Source organism: Amycolatopsis sp. AA4 (genome assembly GCF_002796545.1).
GTDB lineage: Bacteria > Actinomycetota > Actinomycetes > Mycobacteriales > Pseudonocardiaceae > Amycolatopsis.
Window position 1 is genome coordinate 7,999,797 of sequence record NZ_CP024894.1, and the last position, 21,155, is coordinate 8,020,951.

General features: G+C 69.0%; 20 protein-coding genes. 4 read left to right on the top strand and 16 right to left on the bottom strand.

Features of this window, described 5'->3' with window-relative positions; translation table 11 throughout:
• Nucleotides 1–46: 46 nt before the first annotated feature.
• Nucleotides 47–1,246 carry an RNA polymerase sigma factor gene (locus CU254_RS37000; RefSeq protein WP_009084551.1) on the bottom strand — a complete coding sequence of 400 codons (1,200 nt, stop codon included), beginning with the start codon at nucleotides 1,244–1,246 and terminating at the stop codon, nucleotides 47–49.
• Nucleotides 1,243–1,623, bottom strand: a complete 381-nt coding sequence (locus CU254_RS37005; protein WP_037716055.1) for a YciI family protein — start codon at nucleotides 1,621–1,623, stop codon at nucleotides 1,243–1,245. Before CU254_RS37005 ends, CU254_RS37000 begins: the two co-directional genes overlap by 4 nt.
• 101 nt (nucleotides 1,624–1,724) lie before the next feature.
• On the opposite strand from CU254_RS37005, the gene CU254_RS37010 reads away from it, so the two are divergent.
• Nucleotides 1,725–2,147, top strand: coding sequence for a nuclear transport factor 2 family protein (locus CU254_RS37010; protein ID WP_037716057.1), 423 nt, complete (start codon nucleotides 1,725–1,727; stop codon nucleotides 2,145–2,147).
• A 60-nt stretch (nucleotides 2,148–2,207) separates the two neighbouring features.
• Here the strand turns inward: CU254_RS37010 and CU254_RS37015 are convergent, their stop codons facing one another.
• From CU254_RS37015 to CU254_RS37070, 11 genes are all read right to left on the bottom strand, one after another.
• A complete protein-coding gene (locus CU254_RS37015; RefSeq protein WP_009084558.1) occupies nucleotides 2,208–3,308 on the bottom strand; it encodes an ABC transporter ATP-binding protein in 1,101 nt (366 codons plus the stop codon).
• Nucleotides 3,305–4,300 carry an ABC transporter ATP-binding protein gene (locus tag CU254_RS37020; protein ID WP_009084560.1) on the bottom strand — a complete coding sequence of 332 codons (996 nt, stop codon included), beginning with the start codon at nucleotides 4,298–4,300 and terminating at the stop codon, nucleotides 3,305–3,307. The genes CU254_RS37015 and CU254_RS37020 overlap by 4 nt, the downstream gene beginning before the upstream one ends.
• A 4-nt stretch (nucleotides 4,301–4,304) precedes the next feature.
• The gene (locus CU254_RS37025) at nucleotides 4,305–5,240 is read right to left on the bottom strand and encodes an ABC transporter permease (RefSeq protein WP_009084562.1); all 936 of its coding nucleotides are present in this window, start codon (nucleotides 5,238–5,240) and stop codon (nucleotides 4,305–4,307) included.
• Entirely contained in the window at nucleotides 5,237–6,238 is a 1,002-nt protein-coding gene (locus CU254_RS37030) for an ABC transporter permease (protein WP_009084563.1), read from the bottom strand. Before CU254_RS37030 ends, CU254_RS37025 begins: the two co-directional genes overlap by 4 nt.
• A gap of 87 nt (nucleotides 6,239–6,325) precedes the next feature.
• Entirely contained in the window at nucleotides 6,326–8,002 is a 1,677-nt protein-coding gene (locus tag CU254_RS37035; protein ID WP_050788365.1) for an ABC transporter substrate-binding protein, read from the bottom strand.
• Between the two features lie 424 nt (nucleotides 8,003–8,426).
• The gene (locus CU254_RS37045; RefSeq protein ID WP_037716060.1) at nucleotides 8,427–8,903 is read right to left on the bottom strand and encodes a uridine kinase; all 477 of its coding nucleotides are present in this window, start codon (nucleotides 8,901–8,903) and stop codon (nucleotides 8,427–8,429) included.
• A gap of 44 nt (nucleotides 8,904–8,947) precedes the next feature.
• Nucleotides 8,948–9,385 (bottom strand): DUF2304 domain-containing protein, encoded by a 438-nt coding sequence (locus tag CU254_RS37050; RefSeq protein ID WP_009084570.1) that lies wholly within the window; start codon nucleotides 9,383–9,385, stop codon nucleotides 8,948–8,950.
• A 9-nt stretch (nucleotides 9,386–9,394) separates the two neighbouring features.
• A complete protein-coding gene (locus tag CU254_RS37055) occupies nucleotides 9,395–10,153 on the bottom strand; it encodes a glycosyltransferase family 2 protein (protein WP_050788366.1) in 759 nt (252 codons plus the stop codon).
• 6 nt (nucleotides 10,154–10,159) lie between these two features.
• Entirely contained in the window at nucleotides 10,160–12,106 is a 1,947-nt protein-coding gene (locus tag CU254_RS37060) for a DUF6541 family protein (protein ID WP_037718590.1), read from the bottom strand.
• Nucleotides 12,107–12,188: 82 nt separating this feature from the next.
• Entirely contained in the window at nucleotides 12,189–13,493 is a 1,305-nt protein-coding gene (locus tag CU254_RS37065; RefSeq protein ID WP_037716064.1) for a hypothetical protein, read from the bottom strand.
• Nucleotides 13,490–14,509: a glycosyltransferase family 2 protein gene (locus tag CU254_RS37070; RefSeq protein ID WP_037716066.1), complete on the bottom strand. Its 1,020-nt coding sequence runs from the start codon at nucleotides 14,507–14,509 to the stop codon at nucleotides 13,490–13,492. The genes CU254_RS37065 and CU254_RS37070 overlap by 4 nt, the downstream gene beginning before the upstream one ends.
• Nucleotides 14,510–14,620: 111 nt before the next feature.
• Between CU254_RS37070 and CU254_RS37075 the strand changes: the two genes are divergently transcribed.
• The gene (locus CU254_RS37075; protein ID WP_009084578.1) at nucleotides 14,621–15,718 is read left to right on the top strand and encodes a UDP-N-acetylglucosamine 2-epimerase; all 1,098 of its coding nucleotides are present in this window, start codon (nucleotides 14,621–14,623) and stop codon (nucleotides 15,716–15,718) included.
• Here CU254_RS37075 and CU254_RS37080 read toward each other — a convergent pair.
• From CU254_RS37080 to CU254_RS37090, 3 genes are all read right to left on the bottom strand, one after another.
• Nucleotides 15,709–15,939, bottom strand: a complete 231-nt coding sequence (locus tag CU254_RS37080; RefSeq protein WP_009084579.1) for a hypothetical protein — start codon at nucleotides 15,937–15,939, stop codon at nucleotides 15,709–15,711. The genes CU254_RS37075 and CU254_RS37080 overlap by 10 nt on opposite strands.
• Before the next feature lie 80 nt (nucleotides 15,940–16,019).
• Nucleotides 16,020–16,616 carry a recombination mediator RecR gene (recR, locus tag CU254_RS37085; RefSeq protein ID WP_009084581.1) on the bottom strand — a complete coding sequence of 199 codons (597 nt, stop codon included), beginning with the start codon at nucleotides 16,614–16,616 and terminating at the stop codon, nucleotides 16,020–16,022.
• A 3-nt stretch (nucleotides 16,617–16,619) separates the two neighbouring features.
• On the bottom strand, nucleotides 16,620–16,976 hold the full coding sequence (locus CU254_RS37090; RefSeq protein WP_009084583.1) for a YbaB/EbfC family nucleoid-associated protein: 357 nt from the start codon (nucleotides 16,974–16,976) through the stop codon (nucleotides 16,620–16,622).
• A gap of 103 nt (nucleotides 16,977–17,079) precedes the next feature.
• Between CU254_RS37090 and CU254_RS37095 the strand changes: the two genes are divergently transcribed.
• Together CU254_RS37095 and CU254_RS37100 are read left to right on the top strand one after the other, a co-directional pair.
• A complete protein-coding gene (locus CU254_RS37095) occupies nucleotides 17,080–17,937 on the top strand; it encodes an N-acetylmuramoyl-L-alanine amidase (RefSeq protein ID WP_234392782.1) in 858 nt (285 codons plus the stop codon).
• Between the two features lie 105 nt (nucleotides 17,938–18,042).
• Entirely contained in the window at nucleotides 18,043–21,147 is a 3,105-nt protein-coding gene (locus tag CU254_RS37100; protein ID WP_009084587.1) for a TIM-barrel domain-containing protein, read from the top strand.
• Nucleotides 21,148–21,155: the final 8 nt, after the last annotated feature.

Here is a 21,155-nt window from a genome sequence, read left to right on the forward strand (position 1 = left end):
TCGCGTCCACCTGGAGTCGGGGCCGGGGTCCGTCTTCAGACAGGGGTTATCGGGGTTTTTCCGACATAACACGCAAAGCACGCGCTTCGAAGTACTCCCGTTCCGGAAGGCTCAAGGTGCGCTGGGCGGCGCGGACGTAACAGTCGTGGGCGCCGCGCGGGTCGCCGGACAGTTCCAGGAGGTGGGCGCGGACCACGTCGGCTCGGTAGTGGTCCAGGTGCTCGGTCGCGTCCAGTTCGGCGAGGGCGACCGCCGGACCTTCGACACGGGCCAGCGCGACCAGGCGGTTGAGGTCGACCATCGGACCGGGCGCGAGCTGCTGCAGGAGGTCGTACAGCAGCAGGATCTGCGGCCAGTCGGTGTCGTCGGCGGTCGGGGCCTCGTCGTGCACGGCGGCGATCGCGGCCTGCAGTTGGTACGGGCCGACCGGAGTGGTGGTCAGCGCGTGTTCGATGAGCGCGCTGCCTTCGGCGATCGCGGACGCGTCCCAGCGCGAGCGGTTTTGTTCGGCCAGCGGCACCGGGATCCCGTCCGGACCGGTGCGGGCCGGGCGGCGGGCGTCGGTGAGCAGCATGAGCGCGAGCAGTCCGGCGACCTCGCCGTCGGCAGGCAGCAGGGCGTGCAGTTGCCGGGCGAGCCGGATCGCTTCGGCGGTCAGTTCGACGCGGTTCACCGCGCTGCCGGAACTCGCGGTATGGCCTTCGGTGAACACCAGATACAGCACCTGCAACACCGCGGCGACGCGTTCTGGCAGCTGGTCCTGCGGCGGCAACGCGAATTCCGCACCGCGCAGTTTCTGTTTCGCCCGGCTGATCCGCTGGCCGATCGTCGGCTCCGGCACGAGGTACGCCCGCGCGATCTCGGCCGTGGTCAGACCGCCAACAGCGCGCAAAGTGAGCGCTACTTGCGACGGGCGGCTCAACGCGGGATGGCAGCACAGCAACAGCAGCGTGAGGGTGTCGTCTTGCTGCGGCACGAGTTCGAAGGACGGCGGTTCCAGCGCGGCCACCGTCTCCTCACGACGGATCCGCGCGGCTTCGCTGCGCCACATCTCGATCCGCCGCCGCGAAGCCGTCGTGATGAGCCAGGCCTTCGGGTTGTCCGGGACCCCGTCCTTCGGCCACTGCACGGCGGCGGCGAGCAGGGCCTCCTGCACGGCGTCCTCGCATTTGCCGAAATCGCCGTAGCGGCGCACGAGCGCGGTCAGCACCTGCGGGATGAGGTCGCGCAGGAGGCTGTCGATCACAGCTCGAAGTCCACGTCGCCGGTCAGTCCCATCACCGGCCGCACCTCGATCGTCGCGAAGGGGGCCTCCGGGATCCGCGCGGCGATCTCCAGCGCGCGGGCCTCCGAATCGCATTCCAGCAGGTAGAACCCGGCGAGCTGTTCCTTGATCTCGGCGAACGGGCCGTCGGTGGTGCTCACGCCGTCCGCGCGCACGTGGACCTGCTTCGTCAGCTCCGGCGCGGCCAGCCGTTCGGACACGATCCGCTCGCCGGTGCGCTCCAGCTCCTCGTGGAACCGCTGGTAGGCGCGCAGTCCCTCGGCCTTCTGCTCGTCGCTCATCCCAGCCCAGGCCGCGCGCGACGCCGGGTTGCCGTAGATCAGGACCAGATACTTCATCGGGAGCCTCCTCGAAAGTTCTTCCACCCCTGATGTCGAAGCCGCGCGGACAGCTTCGACGTCCCGGACGTAACCCGCATCCGGGAAAAGGAGAACACAAAATGTCCGAGAACGAGATCCGCGACCTGCTGGCCGAGCGCACCGCCGCGATGCACGCGAAGGACCCGCAGCGGGTCGTCGCGAGCTACACCGAAAAGGCGGTCAAGTTCGACCTCGCCCCGCCGCTGCGCACGACCGGCGCTTCCGCGGACTACGTCGCGCAGTGGTTCAGCACCTTCGACGGACCGATTTCCTACACGTACCACGACGAGGAGATCACGGTGTCCGGCGATCTGGCGGTGGTGGCCGCACTGGCGAAGCTGACCGCGACGCCGCGGGGGGAGAGCGAATCGTTCACGCTCTGGTTCCGCACCACGTTCGCCTTGCGGCGCACCGGAAACGGCTGGCGGATCGCCCACGAGCACAACTCGACGCCGTTCCACATGGACGGTTCGTTCCGTGCTGCTGTCGATCTTCAGCCCTGAAAAGCCGTGAAGGGCTCCTTCCGGGAATCAGATTCCCGGAAGGAGCCCTTCACGGATGCCTCAGAGGATCTCGGCAGCCGAACCGACGTCCGGCGGTCCAAGATCGGGGTTCAGCGCCCCGGCATCGACCAGTTCCACCTCGACCTTGTGCGGCTGGATCCGCCCGTCGCGGATGTCTTCCGCGTAGTGGCAGGCCACCCGGTGTCCGGCGCCGAGTTCGCGCAGCTGCGGGCGGTCCGTGGTGCACAGGCTTTCCTGTTTCCACGGGCACCGCGTGTGGAAGCGGCAGCCCGACGGCGGATTGGCCGGCGACGGGAGGTCTCCGGCGAGCAGGATCTGCTCGCGGCTGTCCTCCACCACCGGGTCCGGCACCGGGATCGCCGACAGCAGCGCTCGCGTGTACGGGTGCAGCGGATTCTGGTACAGCTCCTCCGACGTCGTCTCCTCGACCAGCGCGCCGAGGTACATCACGCCGATCCGGTCGGAGATGTGCCGGACCACCGCGAGGTCGTGCGCGATCACCACGTAGGTGAGACCGAGCTCGTCCTGCAGGTCCTCCAGCAGGTTCACCACCTGCGCCTGCACCGAAACGTCCAGCGCGGACACCGGTTCGTCGGCGACGATCAGGTCCGGTTCCACCGACAGCGCCCGCGCGATGCCGATGCGCTGGCGCTGGCCGCCGGAGAACTCGTGCGGGTACTTCCGCAGCGAAGTCTCCGGGAGACCGACCGCGCTCAGCAGCTCGCGCAACCTGGCGGCGGTCGATTCCTTGTCCTTGTCGAGCCCGTGCGCGCGCATGCCCTCGACGAGGATCGACTCGACCGACTGGCGCGGGTCCAGGCTCGACATCGGGTCCTGGAACACCATCTGCATCCGCCGCCGCGCCTTGCGCAGCTGCTCGCCCTTGAGCTGGGCGACGTCGGTGCCGTCGAACACGACCTTGCCGCCGGTCGGCTCGTTGAGCCGCAGGATCGCGCGGCCGAGCGTCGACTTGCCGCAGCCGGATTCGCCGACCAGGCCGTAGGTTTCGCCGCGGCGGATCGCCAGGTCGACGCCGTCCACCGCGAACACGTGGCCCACCGTGCGGTCCACGACGATGCCGCGTTTGATCGGGAAGTGCACCTTGAGGTCGGTGACCTCGAGCAGCACGTCGTCGGTCATCGGGTTCCTCCTCCTGCCGCCACGGCGGGTTGCACCGGGTTGTGGCAGCGCAGCAAGCCGTTCCGGTCTGGAACCAGCTCCGGCGAATGCTCCAGGCACGCCTGGATCGCGTTGGGGCAGCGCGGCGCGAACGCGCAGCCGCCGTCCCACGGGATGTTGTCGGCCACCGAACCGCGGATCGGCACCAGCTTCTCGCCGCGGCCCTCGTCGAGCCGCGGGATCGAGGCCAGCAGGCCGTGCGTGTACGGATGGCGCGGCTGCGCGAACAGCGAATGCCGTTCCTGACGCTCGACGATCCGGCCGCCGTACAGCACGTTGACCTCGTCGCAGAGCCCGGCGACGACGCCGAGGTCGTGCGTGATCATCACCAGCGCGGTCCCGGTGTCCTGCACCAGTTCCCGCAGCAGCGCGAGGATCTGCGCCTGGATCGTCACGTCGAGCGCGGTGGTCGGCTCGTCCGCGATGAGCAGCCGGGGACGGCAGGCCAGCGCGATCGCGATCAGCGCGCGCTGGCGCATGCCGCCGGAAAGCTGGTGCGGGTACTCGGAAAGCCGCCGCGTCGGGTCGGGGATGCCGACCTTGTCGAGCAGTTCCGCCGCTTCGACCCGCGCCTTCTTGCGCGGCATGTCGCGGTGGCGCTCCAGCACCTCGGTGATCTGCAGCCCGATCGGGATGACCGGGTTCAGCGAGGACAGCGGGTCCTGGAACACCATGCCGAGATCGCGGCCGCGCCGGTCGCGCATTTCGCGGTCGGACAGGGTCAGCAGGTCGGTGCCCTCGAAGCGCACCGAACCGCTGACGGTGTTGCCGCGCTTGGCGAGCAGCCGCATGATCGCGAGCGAGGTCACCGACTTGCCGCAGCCGGACTCGCCGACCAGACCGACCGTCTGGCCGGGTTCGACGTCGAAACTCACGCCGTCGACCGCGGTGAACGGACGTTCCCCGCGGCGCTGGAACACGACCTTCAGGTCGCGGACTTCGAGAAGTGCCACGGGGTCACCGCCGGTTCTTCGGGTCGAGGGCTTCGCGGAGGGACTCGCCGAGCAGCGTGAACCCGAGCGCCACGATGATGATCGCGATCGCCGGGTAGTACGCCAGCTCGGGCCGGATGTCGAGGAAGTGCTGGGAAGCGTTGCCCAGCATCAATCCCCATTCCGCGCGGGTCGGGTCCGGGTCGCCGAGACCGAGGAACGACAGCGCCGCGGCCTCCAGGATCGCGGTCGCCAGGGTCAGCGTCGCCTGCACGATCACCGGGCCGAGCGAGTTCGGCAGCATGTGCCGGAACACGATCGTCGTCCGCTTCACGCCGAGCGACGTCGCGGCCAGCACGTGGTCCGCCTCGCGCTGGGCGAGCATCGAACCGCGCAGCAGCCGGGCGAAAATCGGCACGCCGATGATCGACACCGCGATGATCACCGTCCACTGGCTCGGCTTCGCGAACAGCGCCGCGATCGAAATCGCCAGCAGCAGCGAGGGAAACGCCAGCAGCACGTCGACCAGTCGCATGAGGACGGTGTCGACCCAGCCGCCGAACGCGCCGGCGAGGCCGCCGATGAGCGCGCCGATCAGCACGCCGATCACCGTGGCGAGCACGCCGACCAGCAGCGTCTGCTGTGCGCCGATGAGCAGCCGGGACAGGAAGTCGCGGCCGAAATCGTCGACGCCGAGCGGGAAACCGGGCTGGGCGCCCGGGATGATGCCCCGGCCGAGGATGACCTTGTCCTGCAGGTACCGGACCTGCGGGTCCTTCGGCGCGAGCAGCGGCGCGAAAATCGCCAGCAGCAGGAACAGCAGGGTGATCACGCCGCCGACGATCGCCACCGGGCTGCGCAGCATCCGGCGCAGCGCCTCGGCGCCGAGGCTCCGCCCGCCCGCCGACGACGCGGCGAGCTTGTCGATCGGCTCTTTCTTCTTGTTCAGCAGAGTGTTCACCGCACACGCACCCTCGGGTCGATGAGCCCGTAGGAAATATCCACGAGCATGTTCACGAGCACGTAGACCAGTGCGCCGAGAAGCAGCAGTGCCTGCAGCCGCGGGTAGTCCCGCTTGTCGATCCCTTCGGCGAGAAGGAAGCCGAGGCCGCGGAAGTTGAACACTCGCTCGGTCAGCACGGCGCCGCCGAGCAGCGCGCCGGTCTGCAGGCCGATCGTGGTGATCACCGGCAGGAGCGCGTTGCGCAGCACGTGCCGCTGGCGGACCACGGGCTGGGTGAGGCCCTTCGAGTTCGCGGTGCGGATGAAGTCTTCGTTGAACACGTCGAGCACCGACGCGCGGGTGATCCGGGTGATCACCGCGAGCGGAATGGTGGCGAGCGCGAGCGCGGGAAGAACGAGGTGCTTGATCGCGTCCCACACCGCGTCCCATTCGCCGGTCATCATTCCGTCGAGAATGGCGAAATGCGTGACGGCGGTGGCGTTGATGCCGGGGGCCTGCCTGCCCTGCGACGGCAAGCCGAGCGGCGTGGAAAGCAGGTCCTGCATCATGTAGCCGAGGAAGAAGATCGGCACCGCGACGCCGACCAGCGTCAGCACGATGATGACGTTGTCGACGATCTGGCCGCGGAAGCGAGCGGCGAGATAGCCGAACGAAATGCCGAACACCACCGCGATGATCATCGCCGTGATGCCCAGTTCAATGGTCGCCGGAAGGAACGTGCCGATCTCCGACATCACCGGGCGCGACGACACGAGCGAATAACCGAAATCGCCGGTGACCGCCCGGCCGAGGAATTTGAAGTACTGCACGAAAATCGGCTGGTCGAGGCCGAGCACGTGATTCAGGTTCGCCAGTTTCTCCGGGGTCGCTTTGTCCCCGAGCAGGGCGGACGCGGGCCCGCCGGGCAGGGAGCGCAACCAGGCGAACACCAGGATGGACAGGATGAGGAGCGTCGGGATCGCTTGTAGCAGCCGACGCACGAGAAAACGGAGCACGAGTAGTCCTTTGTGTACAGCCCGGGAACGAGGCCAAGGGCAGGCGCGGTAGCACCTGCCCTTGGCCTGGCTGCTCAGTGGAGCACGTCAGCCGATCGTGACGTTGTCGAAGCGTTCGTCGGTGAGCGGGCTGGCCACCACGCCCTTGATCTTCGGGCCGACCACGATCGCCGGCGTCGGGTAGGCGATCGGGATGGCGGGCAGGTAGTCCATGATCTTCTTGTTGGCTTCCTGGTACGCCTTGGTGTGCGCGTCGCCTGCCGGCGCGGCGTCCGCGTCGGCGAGCGCCTTGAACAGATCCGGGTTGTCGAAGCCGAATTCCGGCTTCGGGCGGCCGAAGAAGGTGCCGACGAAGTTGCCCGCGTCGTTGTAGTCACCGGTCCAGCCGAGCAGGTGGATGTCCTGCTTGCCCGCCTGCTGCACGTCGTCCTTGTACCCGCCGTTCCACGATTCGGCGACCGGCTGCACGTTGATGCCGATGGCCTTCAGGTCCTCGGAAATCGCGGTGTAGGTGTCGGCCGGGTTCGGCATGTACGGCCGGGTGACCTCGGTCGGGTAGTAGAACTTCAGCGTCATGCCCTCGGCGCCGGCGTCCTTCAGCAGCTGCTTGGCCTTGGCCGGGTCGTACGGGTACTTGGCGACGTCGTCGGTGTAGCCGTTGATCGCCTTCGGCACGAACTCGGTCGCGACCTCGGAACCCTCGGCCAGCTTCGAGCGGACGAACTGCTCGCGGTTGATGCCGTACGCCAGCGCCTTGCGGACGTTGTCGTTCTTCAGCAGCGGGTTGTTCTTCTGGTTGATGCCCAGGTAGAGCACGTTGAACGACGGGCGGATCAGCACCTGCTCGCCGTCGTTGCGCAGCAGCCCGTAGTCCGCGGGGGCCGGGAAGTCGTAGCCGTTGATGTCGCCGGCCTTGAGCGCCTGCTTGCGGGCGTTCTCGTCCGGGATCACCTTGAACACGAGCTTGTCCAGCTTGGCCGGCTGCGGCATCGTGCTGGTTTCGTTGCGCACCAAGGTGATCTGGCCGTTGCCCTGGTCCCAGCTGTCGAACTTGAACGGGCCGGTGCCGGTCGGGTGCTTGTAGCCGTACTCCGGATACGTGATCGACGTGCCGGAGCCGGTGATCTTGTCCGCGTTGTACTTCTGCAGCGCGGTGGGGCTCTGGATGGCGAACGACGGCAGCGTGAACGCGGCCGGGAAGGCGCCCTTCGCGCGGTTCAGGTTCAAGACCGCGGTGTGGTCGTCCTTGGCTTCGCAGCTCTTGTAGACCGGCTCGCCCTTGGTGGTGCCCTCGTTGTGCGCGAAGCCCTCGAAGACGTCGCCGTAGTAGATCATCTGGCTCTGGGCGGTGGCGCCCTTCATGTTGTACCAGCGATCGAAGTTGAAGCAGACGGCCTTGGCGTCGAACGCCGTGCCGTCACTGAACTTCACGCCCTGCTTGAGGTCGAAGGTCCAGGTCTTGCCGTCGTTGCTCGGCGTCCACTTCGTGGCGAGCGACGGGGCCAGGTCGGCGGTGCCCGGCTTGTTCTGGATCAGCGTGTCCAGCATCTGCCGGGTGATCCGGAACGTCTCGCCCTCGTCGTTGAAGATCGGGTCGAACATCTTCGGGTTGCCGGTGTTGCCGAAGACCATGGTGCCCCCGGACCCACCGCCTCCGGCCTCGTCGCGCTTCGATTCCGCACACGCGGACAGCGAGACCGCGAGCGCGCCCGCGAGCCCGATCAGAGCTGCCCGGCGTGTTCGGGTCAGCCGCAATTGCTGCATCTGGCACCCCTTGGAAATGTTCGGTGTCTCGAATTCACCGTCGGCGGTCGGTTCGGGAAGACCAGTGCGATCGGTGTGTTCGGTGACACTAGCGGGAACTCGGCCTCCGCTTAAGCACGTGAGGTTACGATCGCGCTACGTAAACCCCAAATTGACCGCAACGTGTCGGCAAATGTGCGCGCTGCGTAGCGAAATACGCCGGTTTGGTACGTTGAGTGGTGGTTTGCTCACCCGAACGGCCTAACCGGTCGGGTTGTCCGTTCCGGGTGCCGTGGATGTTCCGGAATCCCCGCGCGGGCCGTTCCGAGTTGCCCGGGAAGGCACTCCGAAGAGCCCGAATGCACTCGAGTTTCCAGCGCTCGCGCATTCCGCGCAATAGCCGTTTTCCCCGGTCGCAAACCGAGGCGAGCTGGTCTCCGGTTGTTCAGACCAGCTGGTCCGCGGCCTCGCGGGTGCCGTCGACCGCGAACCAGCCGCGTTCGAACAGCTGCCACCGGCGCAGTTCGTCGCGCGCGGCCTCGCCGTCGCGGGCGACCGCCCTGGACAACCGTTCGGATTCGCTGCCGCCCTCGATCCAGCACAGCCACGACAACCGGGACCGCAGCGCCCGGCGTCCGCTCGACACGCCTTCCAGTACCAGCACCTCGGGAACCTCGACGCGCACCAGCTCGCCGGGACGCGGGCTGCCGGAGGTCCAGTCCACCCGGCGATACGTGCCAGACCGGCCCGCTGCCAGCGGTTTCAGCACGCCGTCTTCCAGCTGGGGCCACCACGCGACGGGATCGTCCCAAGTCGCGAAGGCGTCCGTGCTGACCAGCGCGGCGCGCGACCCGAGCACGCCGACCGTTTCGGCGGCGAGAGTGGACTTCCCGGCCCCGGAAGGACCGTCGATGGCAAGCACCCGGACGCCGCCGAGCCGGGGCGGAGCGGCGAGGAGCGCGGAGATCAGCGAACGCGTGCCGGGCTCGCTTCGGGCAGGCCGTCCACGCTGTCCGGCGCGGCCGTGCGCTTCTCCAGTTCGGCGATGCGCGCTTCGAGAGCGCGCTGGGTGTCCTCGAGTTCGCAGCGCAGCAACGCGGTTTCCTCGACCGCGGTCCGCACCTCTTCCTCCAGGTGCCCGACCTCGGTCGAAAGCTGCAGCGACACCAGGGCGAGGACGACGCCGGACAGGAAGAAGACGAAGTTCGACGGCGTCGCGACCCCGGTGAGGTGCGCCAGGAACTCCGCGACCGGCGGGACCACGGCGAGCACCACGACGCCGATGGCCACCACGAGCCAGATGCCGGCGTACTTCTCGCGCAGCTTGCGCCGCCGCATCATCTCGACGACGACGAGCAGCACCAGAACCGCGATGACGACGCTCAGTACCTGCCAGCCTGCCATGGAGCCTCCCTACGCCGCGTCGGACGAGTCAACGGACGGACGACGGCGCACCAGCGCCAGCAGCAGCGCGAGGCCCGCCCGGCCCAGGTACACCGCGGACTTCACCGGCGAATGGCTCGGCTTGCCGCCCGCCCGTTCGCGCATGACCACCGGGGTCTCCCGGATCGACAGCTTCGCCCGGATCGCCATGACCAGCGCCTCGATCGTGTCCCCGAGGTACTCGGCCGGGTAGTAGCCGGCGAACAGGCGGATCGCGCGCGGGCCCATCGCCTTGAACCCGGAGGTGACGTCGGTGAGCTTGCTGCCCGACAGCCTGCTGAAGACCAGCGACAGCACGACCATCGCGTACTTGCGGGGCCCGACCGCGCGGTAGGAGCCCTTGCCGGCGAACCGGGAGCCGATCGCGATGTCGGCGCCCTCGTCGAGCAGCTGCAGCAGCGCGCCGACCTCGTCCGGGTCGTGCTGGCCGTCGGCGTCGACCTGGACGACGGCGTCGTAGCCGCGCGCGGCGGCGTAGCGGAAACCGGTGCGCATCGCGCCGCCCACGCCCAGATTCACCGACAGCCGGGCGACCCGGACCCCGGAGTCGCGGGCGAGTTCGGCCGTGCGGTCGGTCGAACCGTCGTCGACCACCAGCACGTCCGCACTCGGCAGCGACTGCTTGACCTGGTCGAGCACCGAAGAAATGCTGTCTTGCTCATTGAGCGCAGGCATCACGATGAGCACGCGTCGAGTGCTCACGGATGTGCTGGACACAGCAGTCACCATAACCGCTTACTGACCGTTCGCCGTGGTAGGGCCGCTCACGCCGGACTGTCCGGCGATCTCGTAGATCGTCGCGCCCTCGTTGTGGAACACCACGCGGAACTGCGGGCCGGGCCGGACCCGGGTCACGCCGACGGACTCGATCGCGGTCTCCGTGGCCTTCCCCTTGCCTTGGATGAGATAGCGCACCCGCAGGTCGGTGAGGTCCGCGCGGACCTGCGGATACTTGTCGATGTCGTTGACCCACGCGCTCAGGTAGCCGGCCTTGGTGTTCGCGTCGGCGCCGTAGAAGGTCCACTCGACCGGCTGCACTCCGGCCAGCGCGTACATCCACGCCGAACCGTCGGACCGGTTGTTCATCACCCGCTCGCCCGGCACGGTGTGCTGGCCGAGCCAGGCGAAAGCGGCCTCCTCGGCCTTGGACACCGTCGGCCCGTCGTGGTAGTTCGTGGCCAGCCGGACGGCGTTGCGGCCGACGTAGCCGCCCTTGCTCAGGCCGCCGCACACGAGCCCCAGCAGGACGACCGCGACGACGCCGAGCGTGGCCGGCGCGAGCTTGACCCGCGGCTGCGCCTTCCGCACGAACCAGGCGGCCGCGGTGTGCGCGAACTCTCCGAACGCGACCGCGCCCGCCAGCGGCAGCAACGCGGCGATCCGCCAGTGGTCGTTGTAGAAGAGGCTGGTCAGCGTCTGCATGAGCGGCGAGTTGATGGACACCGTCAGCATGAAGAGGCCGCCGAACAGGACGTACGCGGCGACCAACCACAGCATCCGCCGGTGCCGCACCAGCAGGATGAGCCCGACGAACGCGGGCACGCCGATCCACCACTGCGGGAAGTCCGACATCGGGGAGAACGTGATCGTCTGGCCGAAGCCGCCGGCGAGCGTGGTCTCCGGCGCCCAGTACGCGCTCGTCACCCCGCCGGCGTTGTACAGCGAGGGCAGCACCAGCGGCACGCCGAGCGCGATCGCCAGCCCGCCGGTCGCGATCAGCGACGGCAGGCTGCGCCGCCATTCGATCTTCTCGAAACGACAGAGAACGGCGACGAGAATAAACAGGAAATACACCACGACGACGAACACGACGCTGGTGTGCAGACCGCACAATCCCGCCACGCCGACCCCGATCGCGACCGGGCCGGCAATGCCGTTCGGCTTCAGCAAATAACGGCCGAGCGCGAGCATCGCCGGAACCAATGCGACGCCCGCGACATACGGCCACAACGGGCCGCGCCACAGCGAGTCGTACGGGAAGGCGCTGAACCACGTGCTCACCGCGGCCGCCGCGGCGGCGCCGAGCGCGGGCATTCCCCAGACCCGGCACAGCGCGGCGATCCCGAACGGCACGGTGAAAACCACCGCCAGCGCGGCGAGGTTCAGCGTGGGCATCATGGTCAGCCCGCCCTTGCCGAAAACCAGCGCGAGCAACGCGTGATACGTGTCCGGGTAGAAGTAGTTGGTCTGGTTGGGCAGGTTGGCGATAGTGCCCACAGTGGACGGCCGGGCGTCGCCGTGTTCGGCGATCCAGCGGACCAGGTTGCCGTGGAACGGCGCGTCCCAGCCCTGCTGGACGGTGTAGATCCCGTTGGTGCCGCGCAAGAAAGTGACCGCGCCCACGCCCAGCGCGACGACGACCCCGGCCGCCATCACGAGGTGGTCGCGCAGCGGCAGCTTCTCCAGGTCCTCGCCGGTCCAGTCCGGATGCCTGCGGGCGCGCAGCCACCGCACCGCGAACGCCAGCCCGAAGCCGACGACGACGAGCACCAGCGTCCACAGCGCGACGTTCAGCAGCGTCCAGCGGATGCCCAGGCCGCCCAGCACCGGGACGCCGAGGGCGATGACCCCGAACGTCAGCAGCGGAGCCGCGGCGGCGAGCGTCCACCCGCGCAACCGGATGGCCGCTCCGAAGACGAGCCCAGGCACCCAGAATGCAAGCAGCACCAGAAGAACGTTCATCGAATTCGAATCCAACCCTGATCGGCTTTCGCCATCCGACGCGCACCGGGAACGGCCGCTCGGAACTCACACTACTGCGACGCTAAGAACACGCTTCACCCGTGTCTGAGGTTGCTTGCGCGGACGAATTCGCGAGCACGAATACCAGCACGACCGCGAGCCCGGCCATCGGCGCGACGGCGAGCGAAACGACGGCTCGCAGCACGGTGTCGCCCGGAACGGCGAGCAGCAACGCCGAAGCCGTGACCGCGACCACTGCCCAGGTGATCAACACCCGGTTGGCCTGGGCGCGCGCCACCAGCACGGCGGTGAGCAACTGCATCGGCACCAGCAGCACCGAGGACCACACGAGCCCGGCGACCGCCCAGCCGTCCACCTGGTACTTGGGGCCGTTGACGAACTGCACCGCCCACGGGCCGATCAGCATGCCGACCAGCGCGCCGAGCGCGGCCAGCGCGAGCGCGGCGAAGGTGCCCAGCAGCAGCACGCGGCGCAACCGGCTCCGGCCGTCCGCGGTGGCGGAGAGCCGCACCACGAACGGCACCGCGAGCGACTGCACCGGCGCGACCAGCGTCAGCGGCAGCCGGGCGATGACCAGCGCGGCGAACACCGCGCCGAGCCGGTCCCGGTCGCCGCCGGGGGCGAGCAGGCCGACCAGCGCGGGGTAGCCGGTGATGACCGTCGCGGTGAGAGCCGCGCCGAGCAGCAGCATGAGCATCCGGCGGCTGGTGACCCCCCAGCCGTCGCCGTCCGCGCGGACGTCCAGCAACCGCCACGCCTGGCGGATGAACAGCAGCCAGGCGAACGAGCCCGCCGCGACCGCCAGGGCCAGCGGCACCAGCCGGTAGGCGGTGGCGAGCACCAGCAGCCCCAGCACCAGCGCGCGGACCGCGGGTTCGGCGACGATCAGCCCGGCGAAGTGCTTGACCTGGTGCTGGCCGATCAGCAGGCCGCGGACGCCGAACTGGCAGGCGAACGCGACGCCGCCGGCCACGACCACCAGCGCGAGTTCGCCGCTGCCGTGGAAGAGCCGGTCGTTGACCGGCGGGATGAGCAGCGCCAGCCCGAACGCCGCCGCGGCCGCCGCGGAGACGGCCACCGCGCGCAGCGCTCCGCGACCGGCGACCCCGCCGGTCAGCGCGGCCGTCGCGGACTGCCGGGACAGCTCCTGCTCCAGCGGGGACAGCGCGCTGCCGAGGCCCATCAGGAGGCCCCAGAACGTGAGGAAGGTGGCGTACTGGTCCGGGGGAAGCAGCCGCGCGCAGGCGACGGTGAGGACGTAGCCGAGGAGGATCGCCACGATCAGCGAACCGCCGAGCTTGCCCGCGGTGCGATGGGTGTCCCGGACGACCCCGTTGGCCGCCTCGCCGGTGTCCGCCACGCTCATCGGCGCCGCAGCCGGGCGCGCAAGGCGAGGAACAACCCGCGGAACACGCCCGAGCCGAACCCGGCCGCGAACACCGGCAGCAAGGTGCCGACCGCCCGCGCCTCGGCCGTGCTGGCTCCGCACTTCTTGACCGCCGCGGCGGCTGCCGCCGACCCGGCGATCCCGAGCGCGGCCGTCGTTTTCGGCTTCTTCACCGCGAGCCCGGCTCCGACCGCGCCGACCGCGAGCGCGCCGAACAGCGCGGTGCGCGCCGGACCGGGCGAACCGAGGTAGGAATCCACGTAGGTGGTACCGCGGAAGAAGGACTGCGCCCAGAACTTCTTGAGCGAATCGCGGCCGTGGTAGGTCCCGGCGAGCTGCGGGGCAAGGTGAATGCGCGCGCGTTCGGCGATCCAGCGCAGCATCCGGGTGTCGTCGCTGGCGAGCCGGACGTCGTCGAACAGCGATTCGAAAGCGGTGACGGAGCCCTCGAGCAGATCGCGGCGGGCGCAGAAAAATCCGGTGCCCTTCGGGTAGAGATCGAATTCCTCGATGCCGAACGACGTCAGCTTCGGATCCGCGAAGTACTTCCGCCACGAGAATGCGACCAGGCCGGCCATGAAACCGGCGTAAGGATTGTGCTCGGACGCGACGTTGATGTGGCCGTTCCAGGCTGTCCGCTCGGGGTGGCCGGTCAGCTGGTCGCGCAGGAAACCGAGGCTGCCGGCGTCCACGAGGACGCGGCTGTCGAGCAGCAGCAGCCATTCGCCGGACGCCTTCGCCAGGCCGGCCCGGCGGGCCTCGAACCGGCCGCTGTTGGCCTGGCTCAGCACGGTGATGCCGTACTGGTCGCGCAGCCGGGCGAGCCGCGCGGGCGTGCCGTCGGTGCTCCCGTCGTCCACGACAAGGATTTCCACCGGCCACCGCGCCGCCTCCGCCGAGGCGATCAACGCGCCGACGCTGCGGTCGATCCAGTCTTGTTCGTTGTAGACCGGAATCACGACGCTGAGCGACGGGAGGGGCGGATTCGCACTCACCCCGGCGAGGCTACCCTGTACCGGGCGGGACGGAGTGCGCAGCATCCGCGCCCGCGCCGTTGACCTGCTGTTCACCCGGCTGTGGCCGGCCCGGAGATTGGGTAATCCACGGTGATTTCGTTCGTTGTCGGCACCACCGCGGAACTGATCAAAATCGCGCCGGTGTTCCACCGCATCGCCGAACGCGGCGCGAAACCGGAGATCTGGTTCACCGCACAGCACGTGGACGAGGTCGCGGACGTGCTCGCGGATTTGAAGCTGCCGGAACCCGCGCTGTGGTTCGTGCCGCGGGAACGGGCGCACAACCTCGAATCGCCCGCGCAGGTCCCCGGCTGGGCCGCGCAGGTGATGCGCACCGCGTGGAGCCGCCGCGCCGAACTCCGCGCCCGGCTGACCGCCGACGGCCGCCCGCCCCTGGTCCTGGTGCACGGCGACACGTTCACGACGCCGTACGGGGCGTTGCTCGGCAAGAAGATCCTGAAGGCGCGCGTCGGCCACATCGAGGCCGGGACGCGGTCCGGCAGCATTCTGTCGCCGCTGCCGGAGGAAATGAACCGCAAAATCGCCGGGAAACTGGTGGACATCCACTTCTCGCCGAGCGAGCGCGAGGTGCACAACCTGCGCAACGCGCGCGGCGTCGTGGTGAACACCGAGGCGAACACGGCGATCGACTCGATGCGCCAGGTCATCGGCCAGCCGCTCGACGTGCCGGGACTGCCGGAGAAATTCGGCCTGGCGACGCTGCACCGGTTCGAGCTGGTGTCGCGCGCGGACAAATACCGCGAGGTCTTGGAAATCCTGCGCGCGCAGAGCCGCGAGATGCCGATCCTGTACATGGCCGGCGCGCCGGAGCGGGAGAAGATCCGGGCGCTGGGCTTGGACAATCTCTTCGACGACAAGTTCATCGCGCAGCCGAAAATGCGGTACCTGAAGTTCCTGCCGCTGGTCGCGCGAGCGGAGTACGTCGTCACGGACTCCGGCGGGCTGCAGGAGGAATGCGGTTACCTGGGCCTGCCGTGCGCGGTCCACCGCGCCCGCACCGAACGGCACGTGGGCATCGGCGAGAACGTCATCCTGACCGAAATGCGCGGCGACCGGTTGCAGGAATTCCTGGACACGTACCAGAACCGGCGCGGGGAGTCCTGGATGGACAAGTACCACCCGTCGGACATCGTGGTGGATTCGCTGGCACAGCTGGGTTATTGCTGACCGGAGAGCATCCGGAGCTCCGGCGCGTAGCCCTTTCCGGTCAGCTCGGACATCTTCGCGAAGAACTCGGTCCTGGCGGCTTCCAGCGCGGAGAGCGGATCGGGGCCAGCCTTGGCGCGGCCGTCGGTGCGGAAATGCTGGAAGTCACCAAACTCGGGGCTGCCACAGAGAAACCGACCCGAACGCGGGATCGCGTCGGCGTCTGACGGAGCTGCGTGCACGGCCCCCCGGGCCGGGTGCGCATCTCCGTCAGACGCCGACTTGAAGGCGATCCCGCCGCGCCGACGAAGTCGGCGCCAAATTACAGCGCGCGGCGACCGGACAACGCGCGTCCCAGAGTCAGCTCGTCCGCGAACTCCAAATCCCCGCCCATCGGCAACCCCGACGCCAGTCGCGTCACCGACAGCCCGGGGAAATCGCGCAGCATCCGCACCAGGTACGTGGCCGTCGCCTCGCCCTCGGTGTTCGGGTCGGTCGCGATGATGATCTCCTTGACGTCCGCCTCGCCGATGCGCTGCAGCAGCTGCCGCATCCGCAGCTGCTCGGGGCCGATGCCGGAGAGCGGGTCGAGTGCGCCGCCCAGGACGTGGTAGCGGCCCTTGAACTCGCGGGTCCGCTCGACCGCCAGGACGTCCTTCGGCTCCTCGACCACGCAGATCACCGTGAGGTCGCGCCGTTCGTCCCGGCAGATCCGGCACGTTTCCTGTTCCGAGACGTTGCCGCAGATCTCGCAGAACTGCACGCCTTCCTTGACCTTGCCCAGCACGTCCTGCAGCCGCGCGATGTCCGCGGGGTCGGCGGCCAGCAGGTGGAACGCGATGCGCTGGGCACTCTTCGGACCGACGCCGGGCAACCGGCCCAGTTCGTCGATCAGGTCCTGGACGACACCCTCGTACAAGTGTCAGCCGCCGAAGCCGAGGCTGCCGAGGTCCGGCATGCCGCCGCCGAGGCCGCCCGCCAGCGGGCCCAGTTTCTGCTCGGTGAGCTTCTGCGCGCTCGCCGACGCGTCGCGCACCGCGGCGACCACCAGGTCGGCCAGGGTTTCGACGTCGTCCGGGTCGACCACCTTCGGGTCGATGACGAGGCTCTTCAGCTGGCTGTCGCCGGACACCGTCGCGGTGACCAGCCCGCCGCCCGCGGTGCCGGTGACCTCGGTGCTGGCGAGTTCCTCCTGGGCCTCCACCAGCTTCTGCTGCATCTGCTGGGCCTGCTGCATGATCTGCGACAGGTCGAAGCCGCCGCCGCCGGGTTGCACCATGATCGCACTCGGTCCTTCCGCGTTTGGGTGTTCCTCCCCAGCCTAGCCGCGCACCCGGCGCGTCCGCCCTGGCGGCACGCCTGCGCTGTGGCACCGTGGTCGCGTGCGAGCGAAGACACTCCCGCTGCTGACCGGCCTGGTGCTGCTCACAGCGTGTTCCGGCGGCGGCGAGACGCCTGCCTCACCTGCCGCCGCGCCGACGTCGGCGACCCCGGCGTCCCCGGCTCCGAGCCCGTCCTCCTCCAGCCCGCCGCCGTCTTCCTCGTCTTCGCGCCCGCCCTCGACGTCCGCGGCGCCGCCGATCGGCTCGGGCAAGGTCGTGGTGCTCGATCCCGGGCACAACGGCGGCAACGCCTCGCATCCCGGCGAGATCAACCGCCAGGTGCCCGCCGGGCGCGGGCAGACGAAGCCGTGCAACACCACCGGCACGTCGACCAACGCGGGGTACCCGGAGCACGCGTTCACCTTCGCGGTCGCGCAGGAGGTCGGGAACGCGTTGGCGGCCAAGGGAATCAAGGTCGTCTACACGCGGCAGAACGACTCCGGCGTCGGTCCGTGCGTTGACGAGCGCGCGAAGATCGGCAACGACGCGAACGCCGACGCCGTGGTCTCGATCCACGCCGACGGCTCCACTTCGCCGACCGCGCACGGCTTCCACGTCGCCTACTCGGCGCCGCCGTTGAACGCGGCGCAGGGCGAACCGTCGCTGAAGCTCGCCCGCGTCATGCGCGACGGAATCCGCGACGACGGCTTCCCCACCTCCACTTACCTCGGCTCGGCGGGCCTGTCGCCGAGGAATGATCTGGCCGGGCTCAACCTGTCGAGCCGGCCGTCCGTGCTCGTCGAATGCGGCAACATGCGCAACGCCGACGAGGCGAGCCAGATGTCGTCGGCGGCGGGCCGGGCGCACTACGCGCAGGCCATCGCGAAGGCGATCGAGGCGTACCTGGCCGGTTCCTGACCCAGAGAGCCGAAAGGGCTACTGAGCGGACAGAACACCGGACACCGTCTTCTTTCTTGATCGGTCCCGACTTACCGTCGCTGGGGACTTCTCGAGGAGGCACCGGTGGCAACATCACTCCGAGGACGACTGGTGCGGCTGCTGGCCGTGACAGCCATGGCGGGCACTCTCGTGTCGACGGGAGTCGCCGAGGCCGCACCCCAAGCGGTGACCGCCGGATCAGCACGGTTCGAAGTGCTGTCGCCGACGCTCATCCGCACCGAATACGCGGGCGACGCCAAGTTCGTCGACGCCGGCACGTTCAACGCGGTCGGTCGCGGCGGTTTTCCGCAAACCCCATACACCGCAACCAAACGCGACGGCTGGCTGACCATCCGGACCAGTGCCGTCCAGCTGCGCTACAAGCTCGATTCGGGAGCGTTCTCCGACGACAACCTCACCGTCCAGCTGCGTACCGGCGGCCAGGACGTCACCGCCCGGCCGTGGGCGGGCAAGCTCACGCCGAGCTGCGCGTTTGGCACCCTCTGCGAGGCTGAGCAACTGCAGCTCAACGGGCCAGGCGTGGCCAGCGACCACCGCGGCTACACCGGCGACGGGTTCGCGGCGGGCTTCACCAATCCCGGCGACAGCCTGTCCTTCCGCGCCACCGCTCCCGGTGCGCACCAGCTGGACCTGCGCTACGCCAACGGAACCGGCGGCGACGGACAGCACACGACCCGCACGCTCAGCGTCCTCGTAGACGGCACGGACGCCCACACCATCACGCTGCCGACCACCACCGACTGGGACACCTGGGCCGTCGCGACCGTCCCGCTCACCCTGTCCGCGGGACAGCACCAGGTGACCGTGAAGCGCGGCACCGCCGACTCGGGCAACGTCAACATCGACAGCCTCGCCCTGGTCAACACCGGTGCCGAGTACCCGCAACCCGTGCCGCCCGCGCCGACACCGTGCGCGTTCGGTGTCCTCTGCGAGGCTGAGCAAGGCGCGCTGTCCGGCGGCGCGCATCCGGCCAGTGACCACGACGGGCACTCCGGCAAGGCCTTCCTCGCAGGCATGGAGCGACCCGGTGCGTCGGACGCGCTGACAATCACCGGCGTCCCCGCCGACGGTGCCTACGACCTGCAGCTTCGCTACGCCGACGCGACCGCCGTTTCCGGCCAAACCCAGCCGACGTCGTTGACGCTGCAAGCCGGCGGCGCCTCGACCAACCTGAGCCTGCCGTCGACCAGCAGCTGGAATTCGTGGCGCACCAAGGCAATCCCGGTGAACCTCAAGGCGGGCAGCAACACCGTCACCCTGTCCTGCCCGGACTCGAACTGCCACGTCAACCTCGACACCGTCGCCGTCACCGCCGCGCATTCGGTTCTGCTCGCCCCGCACGCACCGCTCGGTGGTTACCGACGCGGCCTCGACGGGGTCGACGGAAGCGCGGTCTCCGCGCCCGGAATCCTTTACCAGGACGGCTGGTCCCTGCTCGACGACACCGCCTCCGCGCTGTACGACCCGCGCACCAAGGTCGTCACCCAACGCCCCAGCAGCGAGTCCTATCAGGACGGTTACGTCTTCGCGTACGGCCAGAACTACGGCCAAGCGCTGCGAGAACTGGCCCAGCTGACCGGACCGTCGCTGCTGTTGCCCCGCTGGGCTTACGGCGTCTGGTACTCCGAGTACTACGACCGCACCGCCGCCGACTTCGAGCAAACGATCCTGCCGAAATTCCGCGAGCAGCACGTGCCGCTCGACATGCTCGTCGTCGACACCGACTTCAAATCTCCGGACCGGTGGAACGGCTGGGAAATCGACCCGACCCGCTTCCCCGACCCGAAGGCGTTCTTCCAGTGGGCGCACGACCAGGGCCTGCACACGTCGCTGAACATTCACCCGAGCATCCGCGGCGACGACCCGCAGTTCCCGGCGGCGCAGGCGACCGCGAAGGGCAAACTGCAGCCCAGTTGCGGAAAAGACTGCTACGTCTTCGATTTCGGCGATCCCGACCAGCTGCGGGCCTACTTCGACCTGCACCGGACGATGGAACAGCAGGGCAACGACGTCTGGTGGCTCGATTGGTGTTGCGACGCCTCGAAATCCAGCCTCGCCGGGGTCACTCCGGACGCGTGGATCAACCAGCAGTACGCCGAGCACGGCGGCTTCGCGTTCTCCCGCGCGTACGGTTCGCTGCAAGCCGGTGGATACAGCTCGCCGACCGCCGTGCCGACCGGGCCGTGGGCGGACAAGCGCACCACGCTGCACTTCACCGGAGACACCATTTCCGACTGGGCCACGCTGGCCTTCGAGGTCGGTTACACGCCCGGCGAATCCGCGGCGACCGGCCTGGCGTCGGTGAGCCACGACATCGGCGGCCACACCGGCGGATTGCAGCAGCCGGGAACGGAACCGGGCAGCACGAAACTGCCGGACGACCTGTACGCGCGCTGGGTGCAGCTCGGCACGTTCCAGCCGATCGACCGATTGCACTCCAACCACAGCGACCGGTTGCCGTGGCAGTACGGTGCGGCCGCGGATGCGTCAGCGACGAAATTCCTTAACCTGCGCGAGAATCTCGTGCCGTACACGTACACGCTCGCGCAGCAGGCCACCGCGACCGGAATGCCGATCGTGCGGCCGCTGTACCTGCAGTATCCGGACCAGCAGGAGGCATACGCCCAGTCCGGCGGCGAATACCTGTACGGTCCGGACGTTCTCGTGGCTCCGGCGACCAGCCCGGGCACCACGGCGACCACGAGTGTCTGGTTCCCGCCGGGCAACGACTGGACGGACTACTTGACCGGCAAGACCTACCGCGGCTGCACCACCGCGCAGATCACCACGGGCTGGGACACGATGCCGGTGTTCGTGCGTTCGGGCGGAATCATGGTGACCCGCAGCGGAAACGTCGCCGGGGACGCGCACGATCCGCTTGCCGCCGCGACCGTCACGGTGGCTTCCGGGCACGACGGCGCGTTCAGTCTCTACGAAGGGGCGGCCACGACTTCCTTGCGCTACAACGAAAATCCCCACGCGGCGACGCTCGCGATCGGTCCTTCGCAGCGCGCGTGGACGGTCCGGTTCACCAATGCCGCCGCGCCGTCCGCGGTGTACGTGGACGGTCGGCGCAGCGGGAGTTGGACTTGGGACGCGGCCACTCGGACGGTGACCGTGCAGACGCCGCCGACGTCACATCCGCTGCAGGTTCGGCTGATCCGCTAGTCCAGCGG